This window comes from Burkholderia sp. HAN2018 (assembly GCF_024704855.1).
GTDB classification, from domain to species: domain Bacteria; phylum Pseudomonadota; class Gammaproteobacteria; order Burkholderiales; family Burkholderiaceae; genus Burkholderia; species Burkholderia cepacia.
Genome location: NZ_QOBB01000063.1, coordinates 31,881 through 51,150 on the forward strand (window position 1 = coordinate 31,881; position 19,270 = coordinate 51,150).

26 protein-coding genes are annotated in these 19,270 nt (G+C 65.1%); 14 read left to right on the forward strand and 12 right to left on the reverse strand.

Annotation, left to right across the window (positions count from 1 at the left end; genetic code table 11):
* Nucleotides 1-9: 9 nt before the first annotated feature.
* The 12 genes from DPV74_RS17985 to DPV74_RS18040 all read right to left on the reverse strand — a co-directional run bounded on the left by DPV74_RS17985 (nt 10) and on the right by DPV74_RS18040 (nt 10,041).
* Nucleotides 10-807: a hypothetical protein gene (locus tag DPV74_RS17985; RefSeq protein WP_162923076.1), complete on the reverse strand. Its 798-nt coding sequence runs from the start codon at nt 805-807 to the stop codon at nt 10-12.
* Between the two features lie 39 nt (nt 808-846).
* Nucleotides 847-1,221 carry a Gp49 family protein gene (locus DPV74_RS17990; protein ID WP_119337686.1) on the reverse strand — a complete coding sequence of 125 codons (375 nt, stop codon included), beginning with the start codon at nt 1,219-1,221 and terminating at the stop codon, nt 847-849.
* A 12-nt stretch (nt 1,222-1,233) separates the two neighbouring features.
* Nucleotides 1,234-1,575: a capsid staple protein gene (gene gp10, locus DPV74_RS17995; protein WP_119337687.1), complete on the reverse strand. Its 342-nt coding sequence runs from the start codon at nt 1,573-1,575 to the stop codon at nt 1,234-1,236.
* The gene (locus tag DPV74_RS18000; protein ID WP_119337688.1) at nt 1,572-1,868 is read right to left on the reverse strand and encodes a hypothetical protein; all 297 of its coding nucleotides are present in this window, start codon (nt 1,866-1,868) and stop codon (nt 1,572-1,574) included. Before DPV74_RS18000 ends, gp10 begins: the two co-directional genes overlap by 4 nt.
* Nucleotides 1,868-3,517, reverse strand: coding sequence for a portal protein (locus tag DPV74_RS18005; RefSeq protein ID WP_119337689.1), 1,650 nt, complete (start codon nt 3,515-3,517; stop codon nt 1,868-1,870). Before DPV74_RS18005 ends, DPV74_RS18000 begins: the two co-directional genes overlap by 1 nt.
* Nucleotides 3,514-3,999 carry an HNH endonuclease gene (locus DPV74_RS18010; protein WP_119337690.1) on the reverse strand — a complete coding sequence of 162 codons (486 nt, stop codon included), beginning with the start codon at nt 3,997-3,999 and terminating at the stop codon, nt 3,514-3,516. Before DPV74_RS18010 ends, DPV74_RS18005 begins: the two co-directional genes overlap by 4 nt.
* A 1-nt stretch (nt 4,000) precedes the next feature.
* Nucleotides 4,001-4,228 (reverse strand): hypothetical protein, encoded by a 228-nt coding sequence (locus tag DPV74_RS18015; RefSeq protein ID WP_119337691.1) that lies wholly within the window; start codon nt 4,226-4,228, stop codon nt 4,001-4,003.
* Between the two features lie 89 nt (nt 4,229-4,317).
* The gene (locus DPV74_RS18020) at nt 4,318-5,739 is read right to left on the reverse strand and encodes a TerL (protein ID WP_119337692.1); all 1,422 of its coding nucleotides are present in this window, start codon (nt 5,737-5,739) and stop codon (nt 4,318-4,320) included.
* Nucleotides 5,740-5,870: 131 nt separating this feature from the next.
* Nucleotides 5,871-6,584: a terminase small subunit gene (locus tag DPV74_RS18025; RefSeq protein ID WP_119337693.1), complete on the reverse strand. Its 714-nt coding sequence runs from the start codon at nt 6,582-6,584 to the stop codon at nt 5,871-5,873.
* Complete coding sequence (locus DPV74_RS18030) at nt 6,581-6,850, reverse strand: hypothetical protein (protein WP_107313991.1); 270 nt, start codon at nt 6,848-6,850, stop codon at nt 6,581-6,583. The genes DPV74_RS18025 and DPV74_RS18030 overlap by 4 nt, the downstream gene beginning before the upstream one ends.
* 259 nt (nt 6,851-7,109) lie before the next feature.
* Nucleotides 7,110-9,869, reverse strand: coding sequence for a phage/plasmid primase, P4 family (locus tag DPV74_RS18035; protein WP_240439995.1), 2,760 nt, complete (start codon nt 9,867-9,869; stop codon nt 7,110-7,112).
* A complete protein-coding gene (locus DPV74_RS18040; protein ID WP_119337711.1) occupies nt 9,823-10,041 on the reverse strand; it encodes a Cro/CI family transcriptional regulator in 219 nt (72 codons plus the stop codon). The genes DPV74_RS18035 and DPV74_RS18040 overlap by 47 nt, the downstream gene beginning before the upstream one ends.
* Before the next feature lie 82 nt (nt 10,042-10,123).
* On the opposite strand from DPV74_RS18040, the gene DPV74_RS18045 reads away from it, so the two are divergent.
* From DPV74_RS18045 to DPV74_RS18110, 14 genes are all read left to right on the forward strand, one after another.
* Nucleotides 10,124-10,969 carry an XRE family transcriptional regulator gene (locus tag DPV74_RS18045; RefSeq protein ID WP_205571921.1) on the forward strand — a complete coding sequence of 282 codons (846 nt, stop codon included), beginning with the start codon at nt 10,124-10,126 and terminating at the stop codon, nt 10,967-10,969.
* 151 nt (nt 10,970-11,120) lie between these two features.
* The gene (locus DPV74_RS18050) at nt 11,121-11,312 is read left to right on the forward strand and encodes a hypothetical protein (protein ID WP_119337695.1); all 192 of its coding nucleotides are present in this window, start codon (nt 11,121-11,123) and stop codon (nt 11,310-11,312) included.
* 129 nt (nt 11,313-11,441) lie between these two features.
* A complete protein-coding gene (locus tag DPV74_RS18055) occupies nt 11,442-11,663 on the forward strand; it encodes a hypothetical protein (RefSeq protein ID WP_119337696.1) in 222 nt (73 codons plus the stop codon).
* Nucleotides 11,664-11,691: 28 nt separating this feature from the next.
* Nucleotides 11,692-11,919: a hypothetical protein gene (locus DPV74_RS18060; protein ID WP_119337697.1), complete on the forward strand. Its 228-nt coding sequence runs from the start codon at nt 11,692-11,694 to the stop codon at nt 11,917-11,919.
* A gap of 95 nt (nt 11,920-12,014) precedes the next feature.
* A complete protein-coding gene (locus tag DPV74_RS18065) occupies nt 12,015-12,698 on the forward strand; it encodes a hypothetical protein (RefSeq protein WP_119337698.1) in 684 nt (227 codons plus the stop codon).
* Nucleotides 12,695-14,086 carry a DUF2800 domain-containing protein gene (locus DPV74_RS18070; RefSeq protein ID WP_119337699.1) on the forward strand — a complete coding sequence of 464 codons (1,392 nt, stop codon included), beginning with the start codon at nt 12,695-12,697 and terminating at the stop codon, nt 14,084-14,086. Before DPV74_RS18065 ends, DPV74_RS18070 begins: the two co-directional genes overlap by 4 nt.
* Nucleotides 14,083-14,289 carry a hypothetical protein gene (locus tag DPV74_RS18075; protein WP_119337700.1) on the forward strand — a complete coding sequence of 69 codons (207 nt, stop codon included), beginning with the start codon at nt 14,083-14,085 and terminating at the stop codon, nt 14,287-14,289. The genes DPV74_RS18070 and DPV74_RS18075 overlap by 4 nt, the downstream gene beginning before the upstream one ends.
* A gap of 28 nt (nt 14,290-14,317) precedes the next feature.
* A complete protein-coding gene (locus DPV74_RS18080; RefSeq protein WP_119337701.1) occupies nt 14,318-14,908 on the forward strand; it encodes an ssDNA-binding protein in 591 nt (196 codons plus the stop codon).
* Nucleotides 14,909-14,968: 60 nt separating this feature from the next.
* The gene (locus DPV74_RS18085) at nt 14,969-15,574 is read left to right on the forward strand and encodes a DUF6378 domain-containing protein (RefSeq protein ID WP_205571922.1); all 606 of its coding nucleotides are present in this window, start codon (nt 14,969-14,971) and stop codon (nt 15,572-15,574) included.
* 137 nt (nt 15,575-15,711) lie between these two features.
* Nucleotides 15,712-15,924 carry a hypothetical protein gene (locus DPV74_RS18090; protein WP_162923077.1) on the forward strand — a complete coding sequence of 71 codons (213 nt, stop codon included), beginning with the start codon at nt 15,712-15,714 and terminating at the stop codon, nt 15,922-15,924.
* Nucleotides 15,914-16,171 (forward strand): hypothetical protein, encoded by a 258-nt coding sequence (locus tag DPV74_RS18095; RefSeq protein ID WP_119337703.1) that lies wholly within the window; start codon nt 15,914-15,916, stop codon nt 16,169-16,171. The genes DPV74_RS18090 and DPV74_RS18095 overlap by 11 nt, the downstream gene beginning before the upstream one ends.
* Before the next feature lie 5 nt (nt 16,172-16,176).
* The gene (locus DPV74_RS18100; protein WP_205571923.1) at nt 16,177-16,554 is read left to right on the forward strand and encodes a hypothetical protein; all 378 of its coding nucleotides are present in this window, start codon (nt 16,177-16,179) and stop codon (nt 16,552-16,554) included.
* A 255-nt stretch (nt 16,555-16,809) separates the two neighbouring features.
* Nucleotides 16,810-18,939, forward strand: coding sequence for a DNA polymerase I (locus tag DPV74_RS18105; protein ID WP_162923078.1), 2,130 nt, complete (start codon nt 16,810-16,812; stop codon nt 18,937-18,939).
* A 2-nt stretch (nt 18,940-18,941) separates the two neighbouring features.
* Nucleotides 18,942-19,220: a hypothetical protein gene (locus DPV74_RS18110; protein ID WP_119337706.1), complete on the forward strand. Its 279-nt coding sequence runs from the start codon at nt 18,942-18,944 to the stop codon at nt 19,218-19,220.
* The last annotated feature ends 50 nt before the right edge of the window (nt 19,221-19,270 follow it).

The window sequence follows — 19,270 nt, forward strand, 5'->3', positions numbered from 1 at the left end:
AAAAGCTCCTTACGTTTTCGTGTTGGCGTAGAACTTCGCAGCGCGTTGTTCTTGAGTGAGCGCCGCGCCGCTGCCACCGCCATCGCCACCCGGATTCAATGTTCCTTCGCTGAGCGACGCGCCGATCTGCGAGAACACCTTGATCGTCGCCGCGTCACCAGTCGCACCCGCGAGCTTGTCGATCACCTCGGCCGACACACCGAACTTGCGCATCGCCTGGCGTCCGAGCTCGACGTTCTTGTCGTAGTCGGCACCCCATTCGCCTTTCAGCGTCGTGAGTTCCGCCTCGCCCTTCGCCAGCCGCGCGGCCTCGGCTGCGGTGTTCTGCTCGCCGACGTATCCGTTCCACTTCGCTGCCAGCGCCTTCGCGGCTTCGGCCGGGATGCCGGCCTCGTGAAACCACGTCGCCGCGGTCTTCGCAAAGTCGCCATCGCCGAGCTGGTACTCCTCGACGGTTGCCGGCGCCGCATGCTTCGCCTCGAACTCGCGCATCGCCTTCACCGCTTCACCCACGTCCTTGAAGCCCTTGGCCTCGACGAACTGGCGCAGGTCAGCGTCGGCGATAGATTGCAGCCACGTGGGCGCAGAATCGTGCGTGCCTGCAGCGGCAGTGTTGCCGTCGGCCGGCGCGGCGCCGGTTGCAGGTTGACCACCTTCGCCGGCCGGTGCGCCCGTCGCTGCAGGGGCTGCTGCTGCTGCTGCTGCTGCTGCTGCTGCTGCTGCTGCGGATGCACCGCCCGCCGGTTCGCCGGTCGTGGTGGTTTCGCCTTCGAGCAGTCGGAATTTGCGGAACATGCGGAAAAACATGGAACCTCCTAAATCGGTTGGTTGTGGCAGAGCGCGCGATTACGTGGCTTCGTGCAGGCGTTGCTTCAGCAGATAGCCCTCGAGCGGCCAGATCTTCGCGACGGCGTTCGCGCGCGCGATCTTGCGACCGATCTCGGCGTCAAAGTTTTCGGGCGACGCACACGCGCTTTCGCCGGTCACGGTGAAGCCGTTGCGCAACACCAGCACGCAGAACGTCAGGAGCGCGAGCGCGTGCGGCGCGCCCGAATGCGCGACGACTACGGCGCTGCCGGGCCGCGCGTGCGCCCCCACCACACCGTCTTCGGCTGTGAAATAGAACTCGTTGACGATCGTCGTCTCGATGTCGGCCGGCGTTACGCGGGCCGCGGTCTTGCCCTTGGCAATGATTTCCCGCTCGATTTCGTTGTCGTTCACGGATTGCTCCTGTCAGGTAGTCGTGTTGCTGTAGAACTTCGCCGCGCGCTGCTCAGGCGATTGCGTCTCGGGCGCGAGCGCCATGTCGGTGATCTGCAGCGACAGGCTCGTGTCGGTGCCCTTCTGGTTCTCGTACTGGCTCTTGCTGCACACCTCGACACGCGCCATCAGCGTCAGCGGCGCGCCGACGTCGGGCAGCGCGGTCATGCCGAGCTTGGCGAGCACTTCGTCGTCCAGGTAGATCGACAAGCCGCACGGATATGCAGGCTGGTCTTCCGGTGCAGCCATTGCCGTGCCTTCGTTGGCTTCGGCCTTCGCCTCGTCGGGCGTGAGCTTCATCGATACGAGATTCATTCGGGGGCCTCGTCCTTCAGGGAGTTGAGCGCGGCGTCTTCCATCCCGAGGGTCTGGATCAGGCGCACGAACACCTCGCGTCTGCCCTCGGCGATCATCGTCGCGAGCGGATCGATCGTCCGTTGCACGGGGGACGTGATGACGGTCGACTGGTTGGCGCGACAGAACTGCGCGAGATCCGCGAGCACGGCCTCGCCGGCCGGCGTCAACTTCCCGCGCTCGTCGCAGAAACACCGCCGGTATTGCTCGCGGCGGTTCCAAAATCGAAGAAAGCGGCTGATCGGTTCGCGCATCACACCCTCGCCGTCTGCGCCGCCGTCGAGGCGTCGGTGAGATCCTTGATCGCGCCGGCGGCCACGGGCGCAGCGGCAAGCATCTGCTGCATCTGCGCGGCCTGCGCCTCAGCGACCTGCTGCGCCTGCAGTTCATCGTCGGTGTTCATCGCTTCGACCGGCACGCCACCAGAATCGGCGAGCAGGCGCGCGATACGCTGACCGTTCGGCACCTTCGCGGCTGCCGGGTCGAACTGCGAGACGATGCCGAGCTGCTGCAGCCACTGCAGCGTCGCGGCGCTCGCGCCGGCGCGCATCGCCTTGTTGAGCGGGCTGTCGTAATCGATGTCCACATCCGCGCCGGCATCGATCAGTTCCTGCGGCATCGGCGGCAGCTGGCCGGCCTCGGCAAGAATGTCGACCTCGCGCGCGATCATCGGGCCGAGCAGTTCCGACTGCGTGCGGCCGAGCGTCGGCGCGAGCAGCACGCCTTTCTCCTGCGCACGCTGCAAAACCTCGGTCGCGGTCATGTCGCCGCTGTCGACGAGGATCTGGAACAGCGTCACGTAGAACCATTGGTTGATCGTCTGCCGCGTGTCCTGCGCGAACTCGATACCGATCTGCGCCTGCTTGCCCGTTAGCAGCGGCTTCACCATTTCGTTGCCCTTGTCGTCCAGGCCGCCCCAGTTCAGGGAGCCGGAACGCAGGTCGAAGCCTTCGAGCACGCCATCCTCGCTCACGAGCAGCGGCGGGTCGACGAGCTTCTGCGCGCCGCGGATGTTGGTCTTCGCCATATCGTTCGCCATGCGGATATCCGGCATGGCGTCGTACGCGGGACTGCCGCCGTACACGTCGGCCGTGCCGACGTAGAAGCGCCCGATCGCGAACGGGAACGTGCGAAAGCCGCTGTTCTGCACGATGCGGTCGCGCCCCTCGTCGAGCCAGTACGACGCAAACTGCATGTTGCGACCGTCGAGCTTGCGCGGGTCGCGGTCGGCGCGCGGCTCGACAGCGTGGTAGAAGATCGCGGATTTCTCGGGGTCGCGCTCGAGCGCCGACTGCATGGATGGCGACAGGTTCGTGCGGCCGAAGCGTTGCGCCGCCTGGCGCAGCGTCAGTTCCCACTGCACGTGCGTCTTGTCGATCAGCCCGGCATTGTTCTCGGCGAACCAGAGGCGCTGCATCGGCACGTTGCGATACACGATGCCCTTGCCGATGTCGTGCTCGATCATCAGCGCGCCGGGCCCGAACAGGCCGATGCTCTGGTACGTCGCGCCCATCTGCGTGACAAAGCCGCCCTGCCAGCGGTAGCGGACGGCGAACAGCATGCGCACGACGGCCTGCAGGTACGCCTTCACGGACGCGATCTCGTTCAGCGCCTCGTCGCCCGTCTTCAGGCGATGCCACTCCTGCGTGGCCGGCGTGATCATGGAATCCATCGCGGCGACGAAGTTGCGCAGCGCCAGCGGCGCGGTCGAGTCGAACATCTTCTGCGAGCGCTCGCGGCCCTTCTCGCTGTCCGGGCGCGGGAGCTGACCGAACTTGTCGAGGCGCGGCATCAGGAAGTCGATGACGTCGTTCCACACCGCCTCGTACGACTGCCGCTTTTCCTTCATGCGGCCGTGGTCGGCGTTGAGCGCCTGCAGCAGCTTCGCGTCGTCGTTCGTCATTGGCCAGCCCGGCAGAAAGCGAACGAACCGTACAGCAACGATTCCGCCAGTTCGCGAAATTCGACTGCGAGGGCTTTCGTTTCGAACAACCCGAGGCTGCGCCGTGCGTTTCTGAATCCGATGCGCGCGCGCCATTTCCCCGCATTGTTGTCGTACGAGACCCCAGTGGTTCCACTACGATTGGTCGACCGGGGCCGAGAATTCCATGCGTTCTCTGCACGGCCGCATGCCCGCAGGTTAGCGCGGCGATTGTCGAGCGGATTTCCATTCACGTGATCGACAACCGCTCGGCCGCCATGGGGTATGCCAAGCACGAGACGATGCAACCGCAACGTTGTCTGCCGCCCGGGCTTTTCTGGGTGTGGAATCGAGCAACGCACGTATCCAGCGGCATCCGCATACCATGCATACCCGCTAACCGCTGCTGTATCGGCATCGTCGACCAACGCTACACGACCGCATTTCAGCTTCAATTCGGCCATGTCATTGCCCCAGAAGCTGCTTGCCGGCGGCGCTCGCCGCAGGCGCGTTGACGGACGAGGATGCGACCGACGTCGAATCGCCGGCGAGAATCGTCGCGGCGGTGCCGCGGCGCTTGCGCAGCTTCGCGGTAGCGTCGTCGGCGGCCGCCGTCGTGTCGGTCGTGGCTTGCGTGTTGTCGGGCAGCGGGGCCGCTGCCGGGATGTCAGGGCTGAGCCCGAGGAATTTCATGCGCCTCTCCGGAGATTCCCGAAGAGGCTAGGCGGTCACGCACGCAGAATCGTGCGTTGTTGGTCCGATATGGCTCGATATGACTCGGTTCAGTCCGTCGTCGCTCGGCTCGGTCGCTTGCCGGCTGTACGCTTCACGCGCACCAAGTGCTTGTGCTCGCCGGCGCCGACGAGCAGATATTGCCCCGCCTCGGCCACGTGCGAATACATGTTCTTGTCCGCCTTGTCCGCGTAGCGCTCGCCACTCACGGCCATACGGCGGAAGCAGTAGCCGCCAGACAGCGCCTTGCGCAGCGTGCGGCAGTCGGGGTGCACGAGGATGCCGGGCTCGCCGTCGATGATCCGCGTCAGCGCCTCGTCAACCGCGCCGTAGCGCAGCGCCGTGTCGTTCGTCGGCGCGGGCCGCGCCTCGAAGCCGGCGGCGCGCAGGATCCGGAACGGAGTGTCTTCGTCGTCCGCCTGCGAGCGCTGGTCGCCCGCCGGGTCGCCGTAGATGCCCGCGACCTCGAAACCCGGGTAGATCTCGGCGAGGTGCCGCTTCAGCTCGATCGCGAACTTGCGCGCGCCCATGCTCGTCGCGACGACTTCCGATCGGATGCGCCAGCCGCCCATCGGCTTGCGCTGCCCGATCACTGCGGCCGGCGTCAGGCCGAAGTCCATGCCGATCCAGAGCGGCAGCGACTTCGACAGCTCGAACGGCTTGCAGTGCAGCGAGTCCGCGTAGTCCGGGTGCACCGGCTTCCCGTCGACGACGAACCCGTAATCGTTGCCAAGGTTCACCTTGATCCAGTCGAATTTCTTGCCCTGCATGCCGCGCTCGTAATAGCCGGGCGGCAGGTTGTCGATGTTCTCGGCGAGCGGGTTGACGACCCACCGATCGCCGTCGCGCACGACGCCGCCCGGCTGCCGGAAGAACGCGTAGCCCTCGGGCTTCGATTCCTCGGCGAGCACGTAGAACCAGTGATCCGAATCCGGCGCGTTGGTGTCGCCAAACACGCCGTACCAGGTCGGGTGCACGTCCTTCGGGTAGCGGCCGACGCGCAGGTCTAGCATGTCGAGGATCGGCTTCGCAAGCTCCTTCACCTCGTTCAGCCACGCGAACGTCAGCTGCATGCCGCGCAGCTTGCGCTCGTGCTCGGGGCGATCGAGCGCGATGAAGACCATTTCGGCTTCGACGCTCGTACCATCCTCGAGCTCGAACGACAGGTAGTGCGTCGGCGGTTCCAGGCCGCCGCCTACCCATCGGCCCAGGTCGCCGAACATGTCGAGCCAGTCCTTCGCAGTCGTCGACAGCAGGTCGGGATAGGTGTTCCGCACGGCCGCGCCGCGCGTGCGCCGCACGCCGTCGGCATCCGGTTCCTGCTCGCACATGATCCGGAACGCCTTCCAGCAGCTCGCGTTCGTCTTGCCGCTGCCGAGCGGGCCCATGATGAACGAGCGCGACGCGCGGGACAGGATGTAGCGTTCGAGCGTCTCGCCCTGCGGCTTGTAGTGGAATTCGATTTCGCTCATGGAAAACGGGCGTCGCGCCCGCCAGAAAGGTAGCTACGTGGGTAGCTGCGCGCCGTTTTCGCATGCCGCGCGGCGCGCAGCGCCCGCCAGATAAGGCGATCCGGGTTCGGTTTAGATCGCCGGTGAGTATTTCAATTCTTCTTTCGGCCCGTCAGATCCTTCACGCGCACACGCGGCTTCGTCAGTTCGAGCTTGTCGTTCAGCAGACCGTGATGCCGGAACATCAGTTCGAGCACGCGGTCCTTCGACTGCGTCTTGATCTCGAAGCCTTCCTTTGTCCGCTTCAAGCCGGTGTACAGCGCGCGCACGGCGGGCGGCAGCTTGCGCGTGTCCGCGATCACCTCGTGCTGCACGCCTTCGCCGAAGCACTCAGGGCAGCCGGCATGCGGATCGCGACGCGGATCGAAGCCGAGGCCGCCTGACTCGTCCGGCGGCGCGGGCCACGCGTCCGGCGGTACCTTGGCTTTCTTCGCGGCCGCGATCGCGCGTGCGTGGCTGTTGATCGCCAGCGCGAGTTCGCGCTCGTTCTTCCACTGGTACGCGTGCCCGATGCCCCAGCAATGGCGGCAGCACCGATGCTGGTACGAGATCAGCTGGTTCACGTCGGCGAGCAGCATCGACTCGGCCAGTTTCAGCACCTCGTCGGCGGTCATGCGCGTGCGCTCGCTGCGCTTTTTCATTGCCGCATCGACCGCGGCCCGGATGGCTGGTTTCTGCAGGTTCTCGATACCGATCGCACGCGCAGTCTTCTCGCTGTATCCGGCGCGCCGCGCGGCCGCCGACGCGTTCAGGTCGACTAGGTACTCGTCGACGAACAGCTGCTGCTTTGCGGTCAGCTTGCTCATGCGCGCACCACCCGCGCCAGAGGGTTCGAGCGCAGCAACAGCGGCCGGCGCGGCGCATCCTCGCGACGCTTGCCCGTCTTCTCGCACCAGAGATCGAGGATCAGCTCCCCGCGCACGTGCGACGGCTCGCGCACTTCCTCGGTGTACGCGCGCACGGCGGCCTCGCTGATCACGCCACGCAGTTCGCGCGCCACGTCTTTCGGCATCAGGTCGAGGCGCCGCAGGTCGAATAGCACCTCGCGCCAATCAATTCCGCTTTGCGTCATGGTTTGCCCTTCCTTCATCGTTGACCGGAGCATTGTTCATCGCTTCGGTAAAGTCAAACTCGTAAATAAGTACAACTTAACAAGTAATTTTCAGCGCGTTCCGGTTTGGGTCGTTTGGGTCATTATTCAGCCGTTTTTCCCTATCTTTTTTATCTCTATATAGCGAGAAAAAGATGGAGAAAATGGGGTAAATAACGACCCAAACGACCCAACTTTCCGCGACTGCCCCGACTGAACACGCAAAAACTTGCGTGTTCACTCACGCAAGGTCACTACCTTCGAAATCAATCTCATCATTCACGCAAATTCCTGCGTATCCGCGCCCGCGAATCCCGAGCACGTTCTTAATCTGCGAAAAACCGCGTGCAGCAAGGCGACGCCCCAATGCGCGCGAAGTTGCAATAAATCGCAGTTCGCCCCGCTGCTCGGCGAACGAGCGCCAGGATCGCCACAAGTCCTCGGTCGTCGACGCGGCGTCGCGGCCCACGTGGCAGCGTTCGTCGATCCAGTCTGCGAGCAGATCCATGTCAGCCTTGTACGCATCGCGCGCAGCAGCAACGCTCGACGTCGGCTGCAGGCCGTGCTGTTGATAGGCGAGCGCGCCACGCACGCACCATGCGAGCACGCCGGGCAGCTCTGCCGCCAAGCGCTCGGCGCGCGACGGGTCTTTCTTGATGGTCGCGTCCTTGTCGAAATTCCGCTCGAACGGCACGAGCATCAGCCGCCGCCAGATCGCATGGTCGTCGCCCTTCACGATCGGCTTGTGGTTGGTCGGCATAAACGCGACCCACGTCGGCACGACCTCGATCGTCGTTTTCGACCAGAGGCCGCGCGCTGGGATCGGGTCGCCGCCCGTCATCGCCTTGATCAGCCCCTCGCGCAACTCGCTGCCCTCGTCCGGCTCGCCGACGTAGACGAAGCGCGCGCCTCGCAGGCGCAACAGATCCTCGCGCGCCGCACCGGCCGCCGCGCCCTGCCCGCCGCTGGCCGACAGGAACGTCTCAGCGCTGGCCGACTTCGCGTGTGCGCCGAGCGCGTCGCGGATCTTGCCGAGCACCGTCGACTTGCCGTTCGAGCCGACGCCGTGCGGGATCACGAGCAGATCCTCGCGCGGCGCGCCGAGCAGCGCGTAACCCACCAGGCGCTGGAAGAACTCGACCTGCTCGGCGGCGTCGAAGAACACGTCGCGCACGGTCTGCTCGAATAGCGGCCCGGCGGCGCGCGGATCGTATTCGACCGGCGTCACGACCGTGATCCGGTGTTCCTTGTCCGGCGCCAGCAGCGCGCCCGTGCGCAGGTCGACGGCCCCGTTCGCGACGCCGAGCAGGTGCGTATGCCGATCGAGCTCGGTGACGGACACGACGACGCGCGGATCGGACGCGGCCAGCCGGATCATGTTCGACACCATCGCGGCTTTCTGGCAGATCGCGCAGAACTTGAAGAACTCGATGCGTTCCTCGGCCGTCTGCAGTTCCTCGGCCTCGTCCGGCAGCGCGCGAATCGTTTCCTTCGCCATGTTCTCGAGCTCGACCTGCACGGCGCGGCGCCAGTAGACGCCCGTCCAGATGAACCAGGCTTCGAGCTCGGGTACGTACATCAGGCCTGCACCGAAGCGATCGAGCATGCGCTCGGCGTTGCCGAACTCCGTGCGCGCACGGTAGCCCTTCGGCGGCTCGTCGGCGCCCTTCTTTTTCGCGGTGCGCGGCGGCTGATCGTCTGTACTGGTCGACACCGGCGCTTGCGGTGCGCGGGCCTCGACCGCCGGCTCGGCAGCGCGCGGCGTGCCGACGGCGACCGCCTCGACGCGGGCGGCGACTTCGAAGTCGTCTTCGATCGGCTCTTGCCAGCCGTGCGCGCGTGCCAGGTGTAGCACCGTGCGGCCCGTGATCGGCGCGCGTTCGTCGACGCCGGTCTTGCCGATGTGCGGCCACACCCGCTCGTCGAGGAATCGCGGCTCGTACTTGCTCGACCGAGCCGAGAACTCGTGCGCGAGCGCCAGGCCATCGTCGCTGCCGCGCGCTGCGTGGTGGATCGCGAACACGACGTTGCGCCATTCCTCGTAGTCGAGCTCGTCATCACCCGCGTTCGGGATCATGTCGAGCGCCGACTTCAGCGTTTCGAGCTCGACAGGCACGTCGACCGCGCCGGGCATCACAATTTCCTCGCGCGCAACGTGCGGCACGGGCGCGCTCGCCGGCCAGTCCATTTCGGCCGCGTATTCCTTCGGCATGTCGTCCAGCTCGAATGAGTCGAGCGGCACCGACTTGCCGGCCAGCGGCAGCACGAACATGTTGCCGAAGCCGTCGCTCGGCACGCTGTTCTGTTTCGGGAACACCTCGACCTGGCCGGCGGCCACGCCCTTCGTACCGTCGCGCAGCTCGCACGCGGCGAGCGCGTCGCGCAGTAGGCACCGCACGCTGTACGCGTCCTGCGGCTCGTCCCACAACAGGTAGATGTGCAGCCCCGCCCCGCCAGACGAACGGAACGGGATCGGCCGCTGCCCGCACGCCTCGAGCCGCGCCATCACGCGCAGCGCCGCAGCCTGCATGTCGTACCACGACGTCTCACCCTTGTGCGAATCCAGATCCAGACACGCGACGCGCGTCGTCGACTCACCTGGCGCGATCTGCGCGGCGCCGTAGGCCGGGCCGCCGTTCACGTGATGCGCGAGTTTGTCAGGCGTGAGCGGCCGGCGAATGTGCGATGGCGGCCCGTCGCGCTTTATCCAGCAGTGCGAAGTGACGACGCGCGAAACGATCGGCGCGAGCGCCGCGACCAGAGTCTCATTGTTCATATGAATTTGCGCAGAACCGCGCGAAGATGGGGTGTCGGCGGGTGCTCGCGATGCCGACCCAATTTGCAGATTCGGATGCGTTTTGCATGGACGAATACCCACACAGGCAGTACGGGTATTCCCGTATGTGCCTGATTTATCGGTTAATGTTCGGCCCGTGTTAGGTCTTACCTGACACTTAGACGGGCAGCCCGTCGCGCGGATTGGGGTACAGCGCCGGCGCAATCTGGTGCGGCGTGATCTTCCAGTTCGTCAGCTCGGCCAGGCGCAGGACGCGCGGCTCGGGCACGCGGCCCTTGTCGATCCACTCGTAGATGGAGATTCGCGAGATGCCGAACGCGGCCGCAACCGCGGTTGCGCCGCCGGCCTCGGTTACTGCGTCCTTGATGAGTGACACGTTGCCCCCGTTCAATGTCAGGTATTGCTGTACATGTTAGTTATGTGCCGCTGTACAGTCAACCGAAAGATTGGAGATTGCCGTGACGACCAAGATCGAACACATCGGTACCCGCATCCGTGACCTGCGCAACGCGAAGTTCATGACGGGGCAGCAGCTTGCAGACGTGTTTGGGATCTCGCGCGGCTCCGTCTCCGAATGGGAAAACGGCCGGTCCAAGCCGGATTCGGAAAAGCTTGTGAGGCTGGCTGAAGTCCTCGATACAACAGTCGAATACCTGTTGAACGGCAACATGAATGAAGGGGCGACGTTCGCGCATTCTGCGGCGACGCGCGCCCGTCTGCGCGGCGGCGAAGTTATGGCAGGCGGCCCCGCCATCGTAGGTGGCGCACTCAGCGCCCCGCTCGGCACAGCGGTTGGCGCTGCCGTTGGCGCTCTCGCCGGACGAGTATTTAATAAGACGAAACAACAATCAAAGATTGTTGACATTTCCGAAAGCAACATTACAGAATGGCCAGTCGGAAAGCTGCCCCTCATTTCGTGGGTGCAAGCCGGAGACTGGAGCGAGATAGTGGATAACTTTCAACCGGGGGACGCCGAGGACTGGATCGCATGCCCGTTCCCGAGCGGGCGGCACGGCTTCGTGCTGCGCGTCGTGGGCGACAGCATGTTCAACCCAGCCGGCGATTTGTCGTTTCGTGATGGCGATTTCATCAGCGTGAATCCTGAGTTCGATGCCCGCCATCGAAGCCTGGTTATCGCGCGGCGCGATCGCGAGAAAGCGACGTTCAAGCAGCTGCTGCTCGACGAAAGCGAAGGCCCGATGCTGCACGCGCTAAACCCGAACTGGCCGACGCGCTACATTCCGCTCGACAAGACGACCGAGATCATCGGCGTCGTCACCGGCCAGTGGCGCCCGCTCGTGTAACGCGCGCCCTACCCGCCAAACCGATACCCGCCGCGTGCGGGTATTTTTTCGCACTTTATGTACAGCGTCACTTGACACTCAAGTACAGCGTCGCCTACGATTCGTGTACAGCGTTGCCTAACGCAACGCATTTACCGAACCGGAGATTGCAATGTGCGACGAGTCCACGGCGGATCTGATCCGCTGGGTCGAAACCCATCACCTGCCTGAGCGCGTGATCGACAACGGCGACGGCACGCTGACCGTGGCGTGCGAAGTCGTCGCTGCCGACAACACCGTGTCGATCGAGCGCTCGACGATCCCGGCGAACCGCCAGGCTGCGCGCGACTGGCTCGGCTACTGAAATGGAAATCATCTGGTGCGGCCTCGCGGTCGCCGTAGCGGCAATCGTCCTGCTGCTCGACGGCATCCGCCAGATCGGCAACGACGAGCACCACCGGCACTGACCAACGCAACACGAAGGGGAACGACGATGAACGCAGCCCAACACATCGAAGAGTTCAAGCGCCTGACGGCGAGCGGCGATTACATCGATCTGCCGTATCGCCTCGAACCGTTCGGCCAGAACGGCTACACCGTGGCGCGCATGAGCCCGGAACAAGCCGCGAACTTCGTCCGCGCGCATCGCAACGCCGAAATGCCGTGCTGGAAACGTTTCGATACCGTCGACGGTCGCCTGACGCTCGTTCGCTGACCAACCCCTCCCGCTACAGGAGAAAGACATGCTCATCGCAAAACCCACCTTCGAAGAACTCGGCACGCTGCTGCGCATCGCCGGAACCCTGATGGAGGAAACCGGCCTGATGCCGGGCGTGCTGCTCGGCAAGGATCGCGACTGCGGCAGCGACGCGCAGATGATCGGCGCGATGCGCGATGAGGGCATTTCGCAAGGCCGCGCACTCGAACTGCTCAGTCTGAGCCTCGAAGAAATAGCGCGCATCGAGCCCTGACCACCCGCGCCCACCCTGCGGGCAATCACACCACACCGAATTTGCATCACCCGCCGCGGCTCCGCGAGCCGCACAACCGTTAAGGAGTGCTTTACATGTCTCTCGAACAGGCCATCGCCGAAAACACCGCGGCGATCAAGGAACTCACCGCCGCCCTGCTCGCTGCCGGGGCCCTGCAAACCGCGCAGGCAAGCGCCGCGCTCCATTCGGCGCCCGGCGTGCAGGCCGTGGTTGCTGCGCAGAAGGCAGCCGACGAAGCCAACCGCAACGCGAACCCGCCCGGCGGGCAGCACGCGTCGGCAGACGCAGCCCGTGCGGCATCGCAGGAACAGTCGCGCACCGCCTCGGCATTGGCGGCCGCAAAAAAGCAGGAAGCTGCGGCGAGCGCTGCCAGTGCCGGCGCTGCTGCGACGACCGAATCGAAGCCGTCTGGCGCGACGTCTGCACAGACTCCCGAGAAATCCAGCGCCGCGCAGCAGAGCGACGAGCTCAAGCCGTGGGCCACGCACACGGCTGAGATCTACGCCGAGCTGAAGGACGCCGAGCCGACGCTCGAGAACGTCAAGCGCCTGATCGTCACCGGCATCAATTCGAAGATCCCGGGCGACGGCCGCGCGATCGCCGAGGCCGTGCTCGCCCGCTTCGGTGCGAACGCCGTCAGCGAGAAGCCCGGCAAGAAGGGGCTGAGCGAAGACCAGTACGCCGACGTGCTCGCGTACGGCCTGCGCGTGCTCGCCGGCGAGCTCGACCCGCGCGATTCGGAACAGGCGGCAGCATGAACCAGACCGCCATCGCGGCCGTCGTCGAGGATCAGGAGCACGCGCTCCTGTCCCCCTCGTCGGCCTATACCTGGATCGAATGCGGCGCGTCGACGGCCGCGCAGATCGGCCAGCCGGACGAGTCGAGCGAATACGCCGACGAAGGCACCGCCGCGCACGAGCTCGGGAAGTGGTGCCTCACCGGCGAGAACTTCGTTGGCGGCACGGAAGCTGCAGCGTATATCGGCACGGTGATCCCCGTCGGCACGGTCGTGATCGGTCGCGACGAGCAGTCCGGCGAGACGATCACCGAGCCGCGCCGCACGTTCGAAGTCGACGAGGAAATGGCCGCCTACGTGCAGCTGTACGTCGACGGCGTGCGCGAGCGCGTCGAGGCGCTCGAGCTTGCTGGCGCCGAGGTAACGCTGCTCGTCGAGCAACGGCTGTCGATCGAGCACATCACCGGCGAGCCCGGCGCGAAGGGCACGAGCGACTGCGTGATCATCGCTGTGTGGCCGGACGGCCGCGCCGAGATCGAAGTGCGCGACCTGAAGTACGGGCGCGGCGTCGCGGTGCAGGCCGAGCGCAACTATCAGGCCATGATCTACGCCGACGCGGCGCACGAGGAACACAGCGCGTTCTACGACTTCGACCGCATCAACATCGTGATTCATCAGCCGCGCGTGAACGAGAAGCCGAGTGAGTGGGCCACGACGCCGGCCGACCTGCACGCCTGGATCTCCGAAACCGCGAAGCCGGCCGCCGAGCGGGCGCTGCTGTACGTCGACAGTGTCGAGCTCGCACCGCTCAGCCCGAGCGACTTCAACCCGGGCGAAAAGCAGTGCAAGTTCTGCAAGGCCAAGGCCGTGTGTCCTGCGCTCGCCGCGCACGTCGAGCAGACGATCGGCGCCGATTTCGAAACGCTCGCGAACGTTGCGGCACAACCCGGCAACGACGGCTATCTGACGGGCGTCGAAATGCTCGACAACGAACGCCTCGGCGTCATCTACGAATCGCTCGATCTGATCGACTCGTGGCAGAAAGCCGTGCGCGGCCGCATCGAGCACGAGCTGCTGCAGGCCCGCACGGTGCCGGGCGTGAAGCTCGTCGCCGGCCGCCGCGGCGCGCGCCAGTGGAACGAGCCGGAAGCCGCTGAAGCGCTGCTGAAGTCGATGCGCCTGAAGCAAGACCAGATGTACAACTTCAAGCTCATCAGCCCCACGCAGGCCGACAAGCTGCTGTCGAAGGAATCGCCCCGCCGCTGGAAAAAGGTCGAGGCCCTGATCGTACAGCGCGACGGCCGTCCGTCGGTCGCACCGGACTCCGATCCGCGCCCCGCCCTCGAAATCCAACCGCCCGAGGACGACTTCGAAGTCGTGACGGCCGACGACGGGAGCGACCTCGCATGAACTTCACCGGCAAAAACCTGCAGCTCGTTCGCGACGCGATCGATGGTGCGATCTCGGACATTCAAAGCCAGATCGGATCGTGCCCGGACGTGAACGAGTACGCCACCGAGCTCGACGATCTGGAAGACCAGAAAGCCGAGTTCGAACGTCTCCGGAACCGCGTCGACGCCGCTATCGCACGCGAAAACAACCGCCGTACCTGAACCCCTACTCCACCGAAGGAGCACCACCATGGCAATTGTCAAACTCAAAAACGCTCGTCTCGCATTCCCTGACCTGTTCACCCCCACGCAGGTCAACGGACAGGGCCCTTTCGCCTTTCGTGCTGCGTTCTTGATGGACGAAGATGCACCGGTCTATCTCAAGCAAAACGACGGCTCGTGGAAACAAACCACGATGGCGAAGGCGATCGAAGACGTAACCGTCGAAAAGTGGAAGAACAAGGCCACCGCGATCGTCAACTCGATCAAGGGTAACCCGCAACAATGCTGTTGGTACGACGGCAATATCAAGAGCTACGACGGCTACGAAGGCAACTTTGTCCTGTCTGCATCGCGCCCGCAGGAAAAGGGCCGCCCCCTCGTTCTCGACGCGGACACGACGCCGCTCACCGAGCAGGATGGCAAGCCGTATGCCGGTTGCTACGTGGATGCCACGGTCGAATTGTGGCCGCAGGACAACAAGCACGGCAAGGGTTTGCGTTCAACGTTGCGCGGTGTGCAGTTCGTGAAGAACGGTGACGCATTCAGCGCGGGCACGCCGGTAGACGCCGACGAGTTCGAGGCCGCCGCGCCGGCGGACACCGAGGACGAACTCGGCTAATTGCAGCCCCGGGCCTCGCGCCCGGGCGCCCTCTGATACGCGGGGCGCTCGTCTCCAGCCGTGGCCGGCGCCACGGCACAAAACCCTTTCTCGCTACTCGTCGCCGCCCGCAGTCAGCCGCACGGCGACGGCATGCGCAAACCGCGAGCGCTGAAATCAGACAGCGGAAAGATCGGGACGCCGGACATTCGGACTACTTATCAGGAGATTGCAATGCCCGATATTACGGAAACCCTCGCGGAGCGCGGCGCACGTTACGGTGTGTTCGCCGAGCACGCGCAGATCGCGCAGGAACTGCAGAACGCCATGCGCACGTCCGGCGGCTGGTCGAAGCTCGCCGACGACCAGAAGCAGGCGCTCACGGTGATCGCCGACAAGATCGCGCGGATGCTCAACGGCGATCCCGACTACGTCGACAACTGGCACGACATCATCGGCTACGCGAAGCTCGTTGAGGATCGGCTGCTCGGCCGTGGGATCTACACGCCGACGCCGCTGCACGCCGTTCCGGACGAACCGGCGGAATGCCGCGAGTTCCGGCGCAAACAGGCAGTCGAGCATGCCGTGCGCGAAACGTTCAGACGTGCGTATCCGTCCGAGCCGACCAACGACGTGATCGTGCGCGCCATCATCGCCGGTACGATCGTCGCCGCCTCCACGGTATGAGCCTCGTTCTGCCGCGCCGGCGCGTGCACATCCGCTGCAGTCGGGAGAAGTGCAAACGGCGCTTCACGTTGCCGAAGCACCCCGACGAGTATGTGCGCGGATGGAAGTGCGCCGGTTGCGGCGGGACGCGGTTTCGCGTGATCAAGAACCGCGCGAAAGAAGCCTGCGCGACCGAGTGCCAGTGCGGCGCGTTCATCTGGACAGGCTCGACCGGTCGCTACGAATGCACGAAGCACCGGCGCGGCACGGTCGGCTGCTTCTACCGGCGCAATGGCGAGGAACGTAAGCCGGGCGACGCCGACTACCTGGATCCGAACTACCAACCCGACGAGGTGACCGATGCTGCTTGAAATTGATACTGGATCGATCGACGGCGCGACGAAGGAACCGATCGCAGAGGCCGGCGAGGAATTGTGCTGCGCCGATGGCTGCGGTACGACAACTGCGCGCCGCATGTGGGCGGCCCGTTCCTACGAAATCGATGATGCGCGCGGCACGCTGAAGGTTGAAGCCGTGCGGGTGTGGGTCAGCAACTGCTGCCGCGCGGGCATGTTCTTCTATCGCGACAGCGACGGTCGCATGCGGGACTGCGAATGATGGACGTGCAGCGCTCCCTCGACCTGCGCGGCGGCCATCACGTCGGCCCGCTGTTCGTGCCCGTGAAGCGCCGTGCACCGCTGATCACGTCCGGCCTGATGGCCGGCAAGCGCCGGCGCGCACGTGAGCGTCGCGCTACCCCGCCGTGGTTGTCGCCGGTACAGCGAACAATGATCGCGATCCTCTACGGGCGGGCCGAGACGCTGACGCGCGACACGGGCGTGCTGCACGTCGTCGATCACATCGTGCCGCTCGACGGAAAGCTGGTGTGCGGCCTGCATGTGCCTTGGAACATGCGCGTCACACACTGGCGCGAGAACGCAGTGAAAGCCTGGCACACGTGGCCGGATATGCCGTTCGAGCAGATTGAAATGTTCGTTTAGATCGCGGCGTGCGCGTGGCCGTCGGCAGCAATCTTTCGACTCTGCACCTTATGCCGGCGGTCAATTCCGGAGTCCGCATCGCGAGCGGGAGAGGCGGCCGCGTTGGCCGCAGCCGATAAGCCCGTAGCGGGCTGGCATATCGAGCGCACTGCAGGGCGCTGCTGATGCACGAACCTACGGCGCGGTGTTAGCCAGCGCGGAAAGAGATCCGAACCGGCCGCGCGCCGCGATCTAAGTGAATGACAGGAACGATATATGCGACTCTGGCTTGATACCGAAACTTTCAGTCCTACCCCACTGAAACACGGCACGCACCGCTACGCCGAACAGGTCGAGATAATGATCTGGACGTGGGCCATCGACGACGGCCCGGTCGGCACGTGGGACGTGACCACCGGCGCGCCGATGCCGGCCGAGCTCGACATGGCGATCGACGAGGCCGACGAATACTGGTGGCAGAACGGCGGCATGTTCGACCGCGTCGTGCTGTCGCATGCCCAACCCGAGATCTTCGCGCGCATGCCCGAGGAGAAGTGGCGCGACACAATGGTGCAGGCGTACGCGCACGGCCTGCCCGGCTCGCTCGCGATGCTCTGCGAGATCTTCAACGTGCCCGTCGACCAGGCGAAGGACAAGGAAGGCGCGCAGCTGATCCAGTTGTTCTGCAAGCCCCGGCCCGCGTTCAGCGAACTGCGTCGCGCGACGCGCGAGACGCACCCCGAGCAGTGGGCGAAGTTCCTCGCCTACGCCGGCAATGACATCACCGCCATGCGCGCCGTCCACAAGGCGATGCCGCGCTGGAACTACCCGAACAACGCGACCGAGCTCGCTCTCTGGCACCAGGATCAGCGCATCAACATGCGTGGCATGCAGATGGATGTCGAGCTGGCCGAGGCCGCGGTGCGCGCGATCGACCGCGCGCAGAAGGATCTCGCCGCGCGCACGGTCGAACTGACCGACGGCGAAGTCGCGAAGGCCACGCAACGCGACAAGCTGCTGGCGCACCTGCTCGCCGAGTATGGCGTCGACCTGCCCGACATGAAAAAGTCGACGCTCGAGCGCCGCATCAACGACCCGGATCTGCCCGACCCGCTGCGCGAGCTGCTGGCGATCCGGCTCGAGGCGACGATGACAAGCTCGTCGAAGTACAAGACGTTGCTGCGCGGCGTGTCGGCCGATGGCCGCCTGCGCGGGCTGACGCAGTTCTGCGGCGCTGCGCGCACGGGTCGCGACGCGCACCGCCTGTACCAGCCCGGCAACATGCCTCGCCCTGACGTCGGTCTGATGGCGCGCGAGCTCGGCGTCACGAAGTTCTCGGACGGCGACGCTGATCGTTACACCGCGCTCGGCATCGAGGCGCTGAAAACCGGATGCGCCGATCTCGTGTTCGAGAACGTCATCGGCCTGACAGCGAATGTCGTGCGCGGCACGATCATCGCCCCGCCCGGCCGCAAGCTTGTCGTCGCTGACCTGTCGAACATCGAAGGGCGTGCCGCCGCGTGGCTGGCCGGTGAGAAATGGAAGCTCCAGGCATTCCGCGACTTCGACGCCGGCACCGGGCCCGACCTGTACAAGCTCGCCTACGCGCGCTCGTTCGGCGTCGACATCGCCGAGGTGACGAAAGAACGCCGCCAGCTCGGCAAGGTGCAGGAGCTCGCGCTCGGGTACGAGGGGGGTGTCGGCGCGTTCGTCACGTTCACGATGACGTACAAGATGAATCTCGACGACATCCGCAATGCCGTTTTCGCGGCGCTCGACACCGTCGACCCTGAAGTCGTGCGCGGCGCGCGCGGCATGTGGGATTGGGCCGTGAAGAAGCGCCGCACGCTCGGCCTGCCGCAAGACGTATTCATCGCCTGCGACATCCTGAAGCGCGCGTGGCGCGCCGCGCACCCGCAGATCTCGAGCTATTGGGGTGAGCTGCGCGACGCGGCGGTGCTCGCGATCGGTTCGCCGGGCAAGACCGTGCACGCGCGGCGCGTGATCCTGCGGCGCGATGGCGAGTGGCTCCGCGTGCAGCTGCCGAGTAAGCGTCAGCTCTGCTACCTCGCGCCGCGCGTAAGCGACGATGGCGAGATCAGCTACATGGGTGTGAACCAGTACACCCGGAAGTGGCAGCGCACGAAGACGTACGGCGGGAAGATCTTCGAGAACCTGTGCCAGGCATTCGCGCGCGACGTGCTGTTCTACAACATGCCGGCCGTCGAAGCCGCCGGCTACGACCCGGTGCTGAAGATCCACGACGAGCCGGTTACAGAAACGCCTGACAGCGACGAGTTCAACGCCGACGAGCTCGCGCGCATGATTGCTACCCCGCCGGCGTTCGCGCCGGATATTCCGCTTGCGGCCGCCGGCTTCTCGGCGTACCGCTACAAGAAGGACTGATCATGGGCGAAATTGCAGACGATCACCTCGACCGCATGTTCGATCGGATGTTCGAGGACGAAGACAGCTTTTTCGCGCGACGCGCGCCCTACCGGCGTAGTTTCGACCGCACTTGCGAGCGCTGCGGCAAGGCCGGTTTGAAGTGGCGCGAGGACGGTACCGGCTGGCGCCTGTACGAGCGCGTACGTGGTGATCACAATCAGCTCCTGCGGCACGAATGCAACCCGCCGTCCGAAGACGATTTCGACGTCATCGACCCCGCCGAAAATTCTCGCTGTTAGGCATTGCTGTACGTTTGTGTTAGGTGTATTGTACAGCCGTACCTAACACG

Excerpts from the sequence above, each read along its gene's own strand:
- DPV74_RS18050 (WP_119337695.1), top strand. The coding sequence starts at position 11,121 with ATGTGCGACGAGTCCACGGCGGATCTGATCCGCTGGGTCGAAACCCAT.
- DPV74_RS18020 (WP_119337692.1), bottom strand. The coding sequence starts at position 5,739 with ATGAGCGAAATCGAATTCCACTACAAGCCGCAGGGCGAGACGCTCGAA.
- DPV74_RS18095 (WP_119337703.1), top strand. The coding sequence starts at position 15,914 with ATGCTGCTTGAAATTGATACTGGATCGATCGACGGCGCGACGAAGGAA.
- DPV74_RS18030 (WP_107313991.1), bottom strand. The coding sequence starts at position 6,850 with ATGACGCAAAGCGGAATTGATTGGCGCGAGGTGCTATTCGACCTGCGG.
- DPV74_RS18005 (WP_119337689.1), bottom strand. The coding sequence starts at position 3,517 with ATGACGAACGACGACGCGAAGCTGCTGCAGGCGCTCAACGCCGACCAC.
- DPV74_RS18070 (WP_119337699.1), top strand. The coding sequence starts at position 12,695 with ATGAACCAGACCGCCATCGCGGCCGTCGTCGAGGATCAGGAGCACGCG.
- DPV74_RS18010 (WP_119337690.1), bottom strand. The coding sequence starts at position 3,999 with ATGGCCGAATTGAAGCTGAAATGCGGTCGTGTAGCGTTGGTCGACGAT.
- DPV74_RS18075 (WP_119337700.1), top strand. The coding sequence starts at position 14,083 with ATGAACTTCACCGGCAAAAACCTGCAGCTCGTTCGCGACGCGATCGAT.
- DPV74_RS18055 (WP_119337696.1), top strand. The coding sequence starts at position 11,442 with ATGAACGCAGCCCAACACATCGAAGAGTTCAAGCGCCTGACGGCGAGC.
- DPV74_RS17985 (WP_162923076.1), bottom strand. The coding sequence starts at position 807 with ATGTTTTTCCGCATGTTCCGCAAATTCCGACTGCTCGAAGGCGAAACC.
- DPV74_RS18065 (WP_119337698.1), top strand. The coding sequence starts at position 12,015 with ATGTCTCTCGAACAGGCCATCGCCGAAAACACCGCGGCGATCAAGGAA.
- DPV74_RS18015 (WP_119337691.1), bottom strand. The coding sequence starts at position 4,228 with ATGAAATTCCTCGGGCTCAGCCCTGACATCCCGGCAGCGGCCCCGCTG.
- DPV74_RS18080 (WP_119337701.1), top strand. The coding sequence starts at position 14,318 with ATGGCAATTGTCAAACTCAAAAACGCTCGTCTCGCATTCCCTGACCTG.
- gp10 (WP_119337687.1), bottom strand. The coding sequence starts at position 1,575 with ATGAATCTCGTATCGATGAAGCTCACGCCCGACGAGGCGAAGGCCGAA.
- DPV74_RS18110 (WP_119337706.1), top strand. The coding sequence starts at position 18,942 with ATGGGCGAAATTGCAGACGATCACCTCGACCGCATGTTCGATCGGATG.
- DPV74_RS18000 (WP_119337688.1), bottom strand. The coding sequence starts at position 1,868 with ATGCGCGAACCGATCAGCCGCTTTCTTCGATTTTGGAACCGCCGCGAG.
- DPV74_RS18105 (WP_162923078.1), top strand. The coding sequence starts at position 16,810 with ATGCGACTCTGGCTTGATACCGAAACTTTCAGTCCTACCCCACTGAAA.
- DPV74_RS18025 (WP_119337693.1), bottom strand. The coding sequence starts at position 6,584 with ATGAGCAAGCTGACCGCAAAGCAGCAGCTGTTCGTCGACGAGTACCTA.
- DPV74_RS18060 (WP_119337697.1), top strand. The coding sequence starts at position 11,692 with ATGCTCATCGCAAAACCCACCTTCGAAGAACTCGGCACGCTGCTGCGC.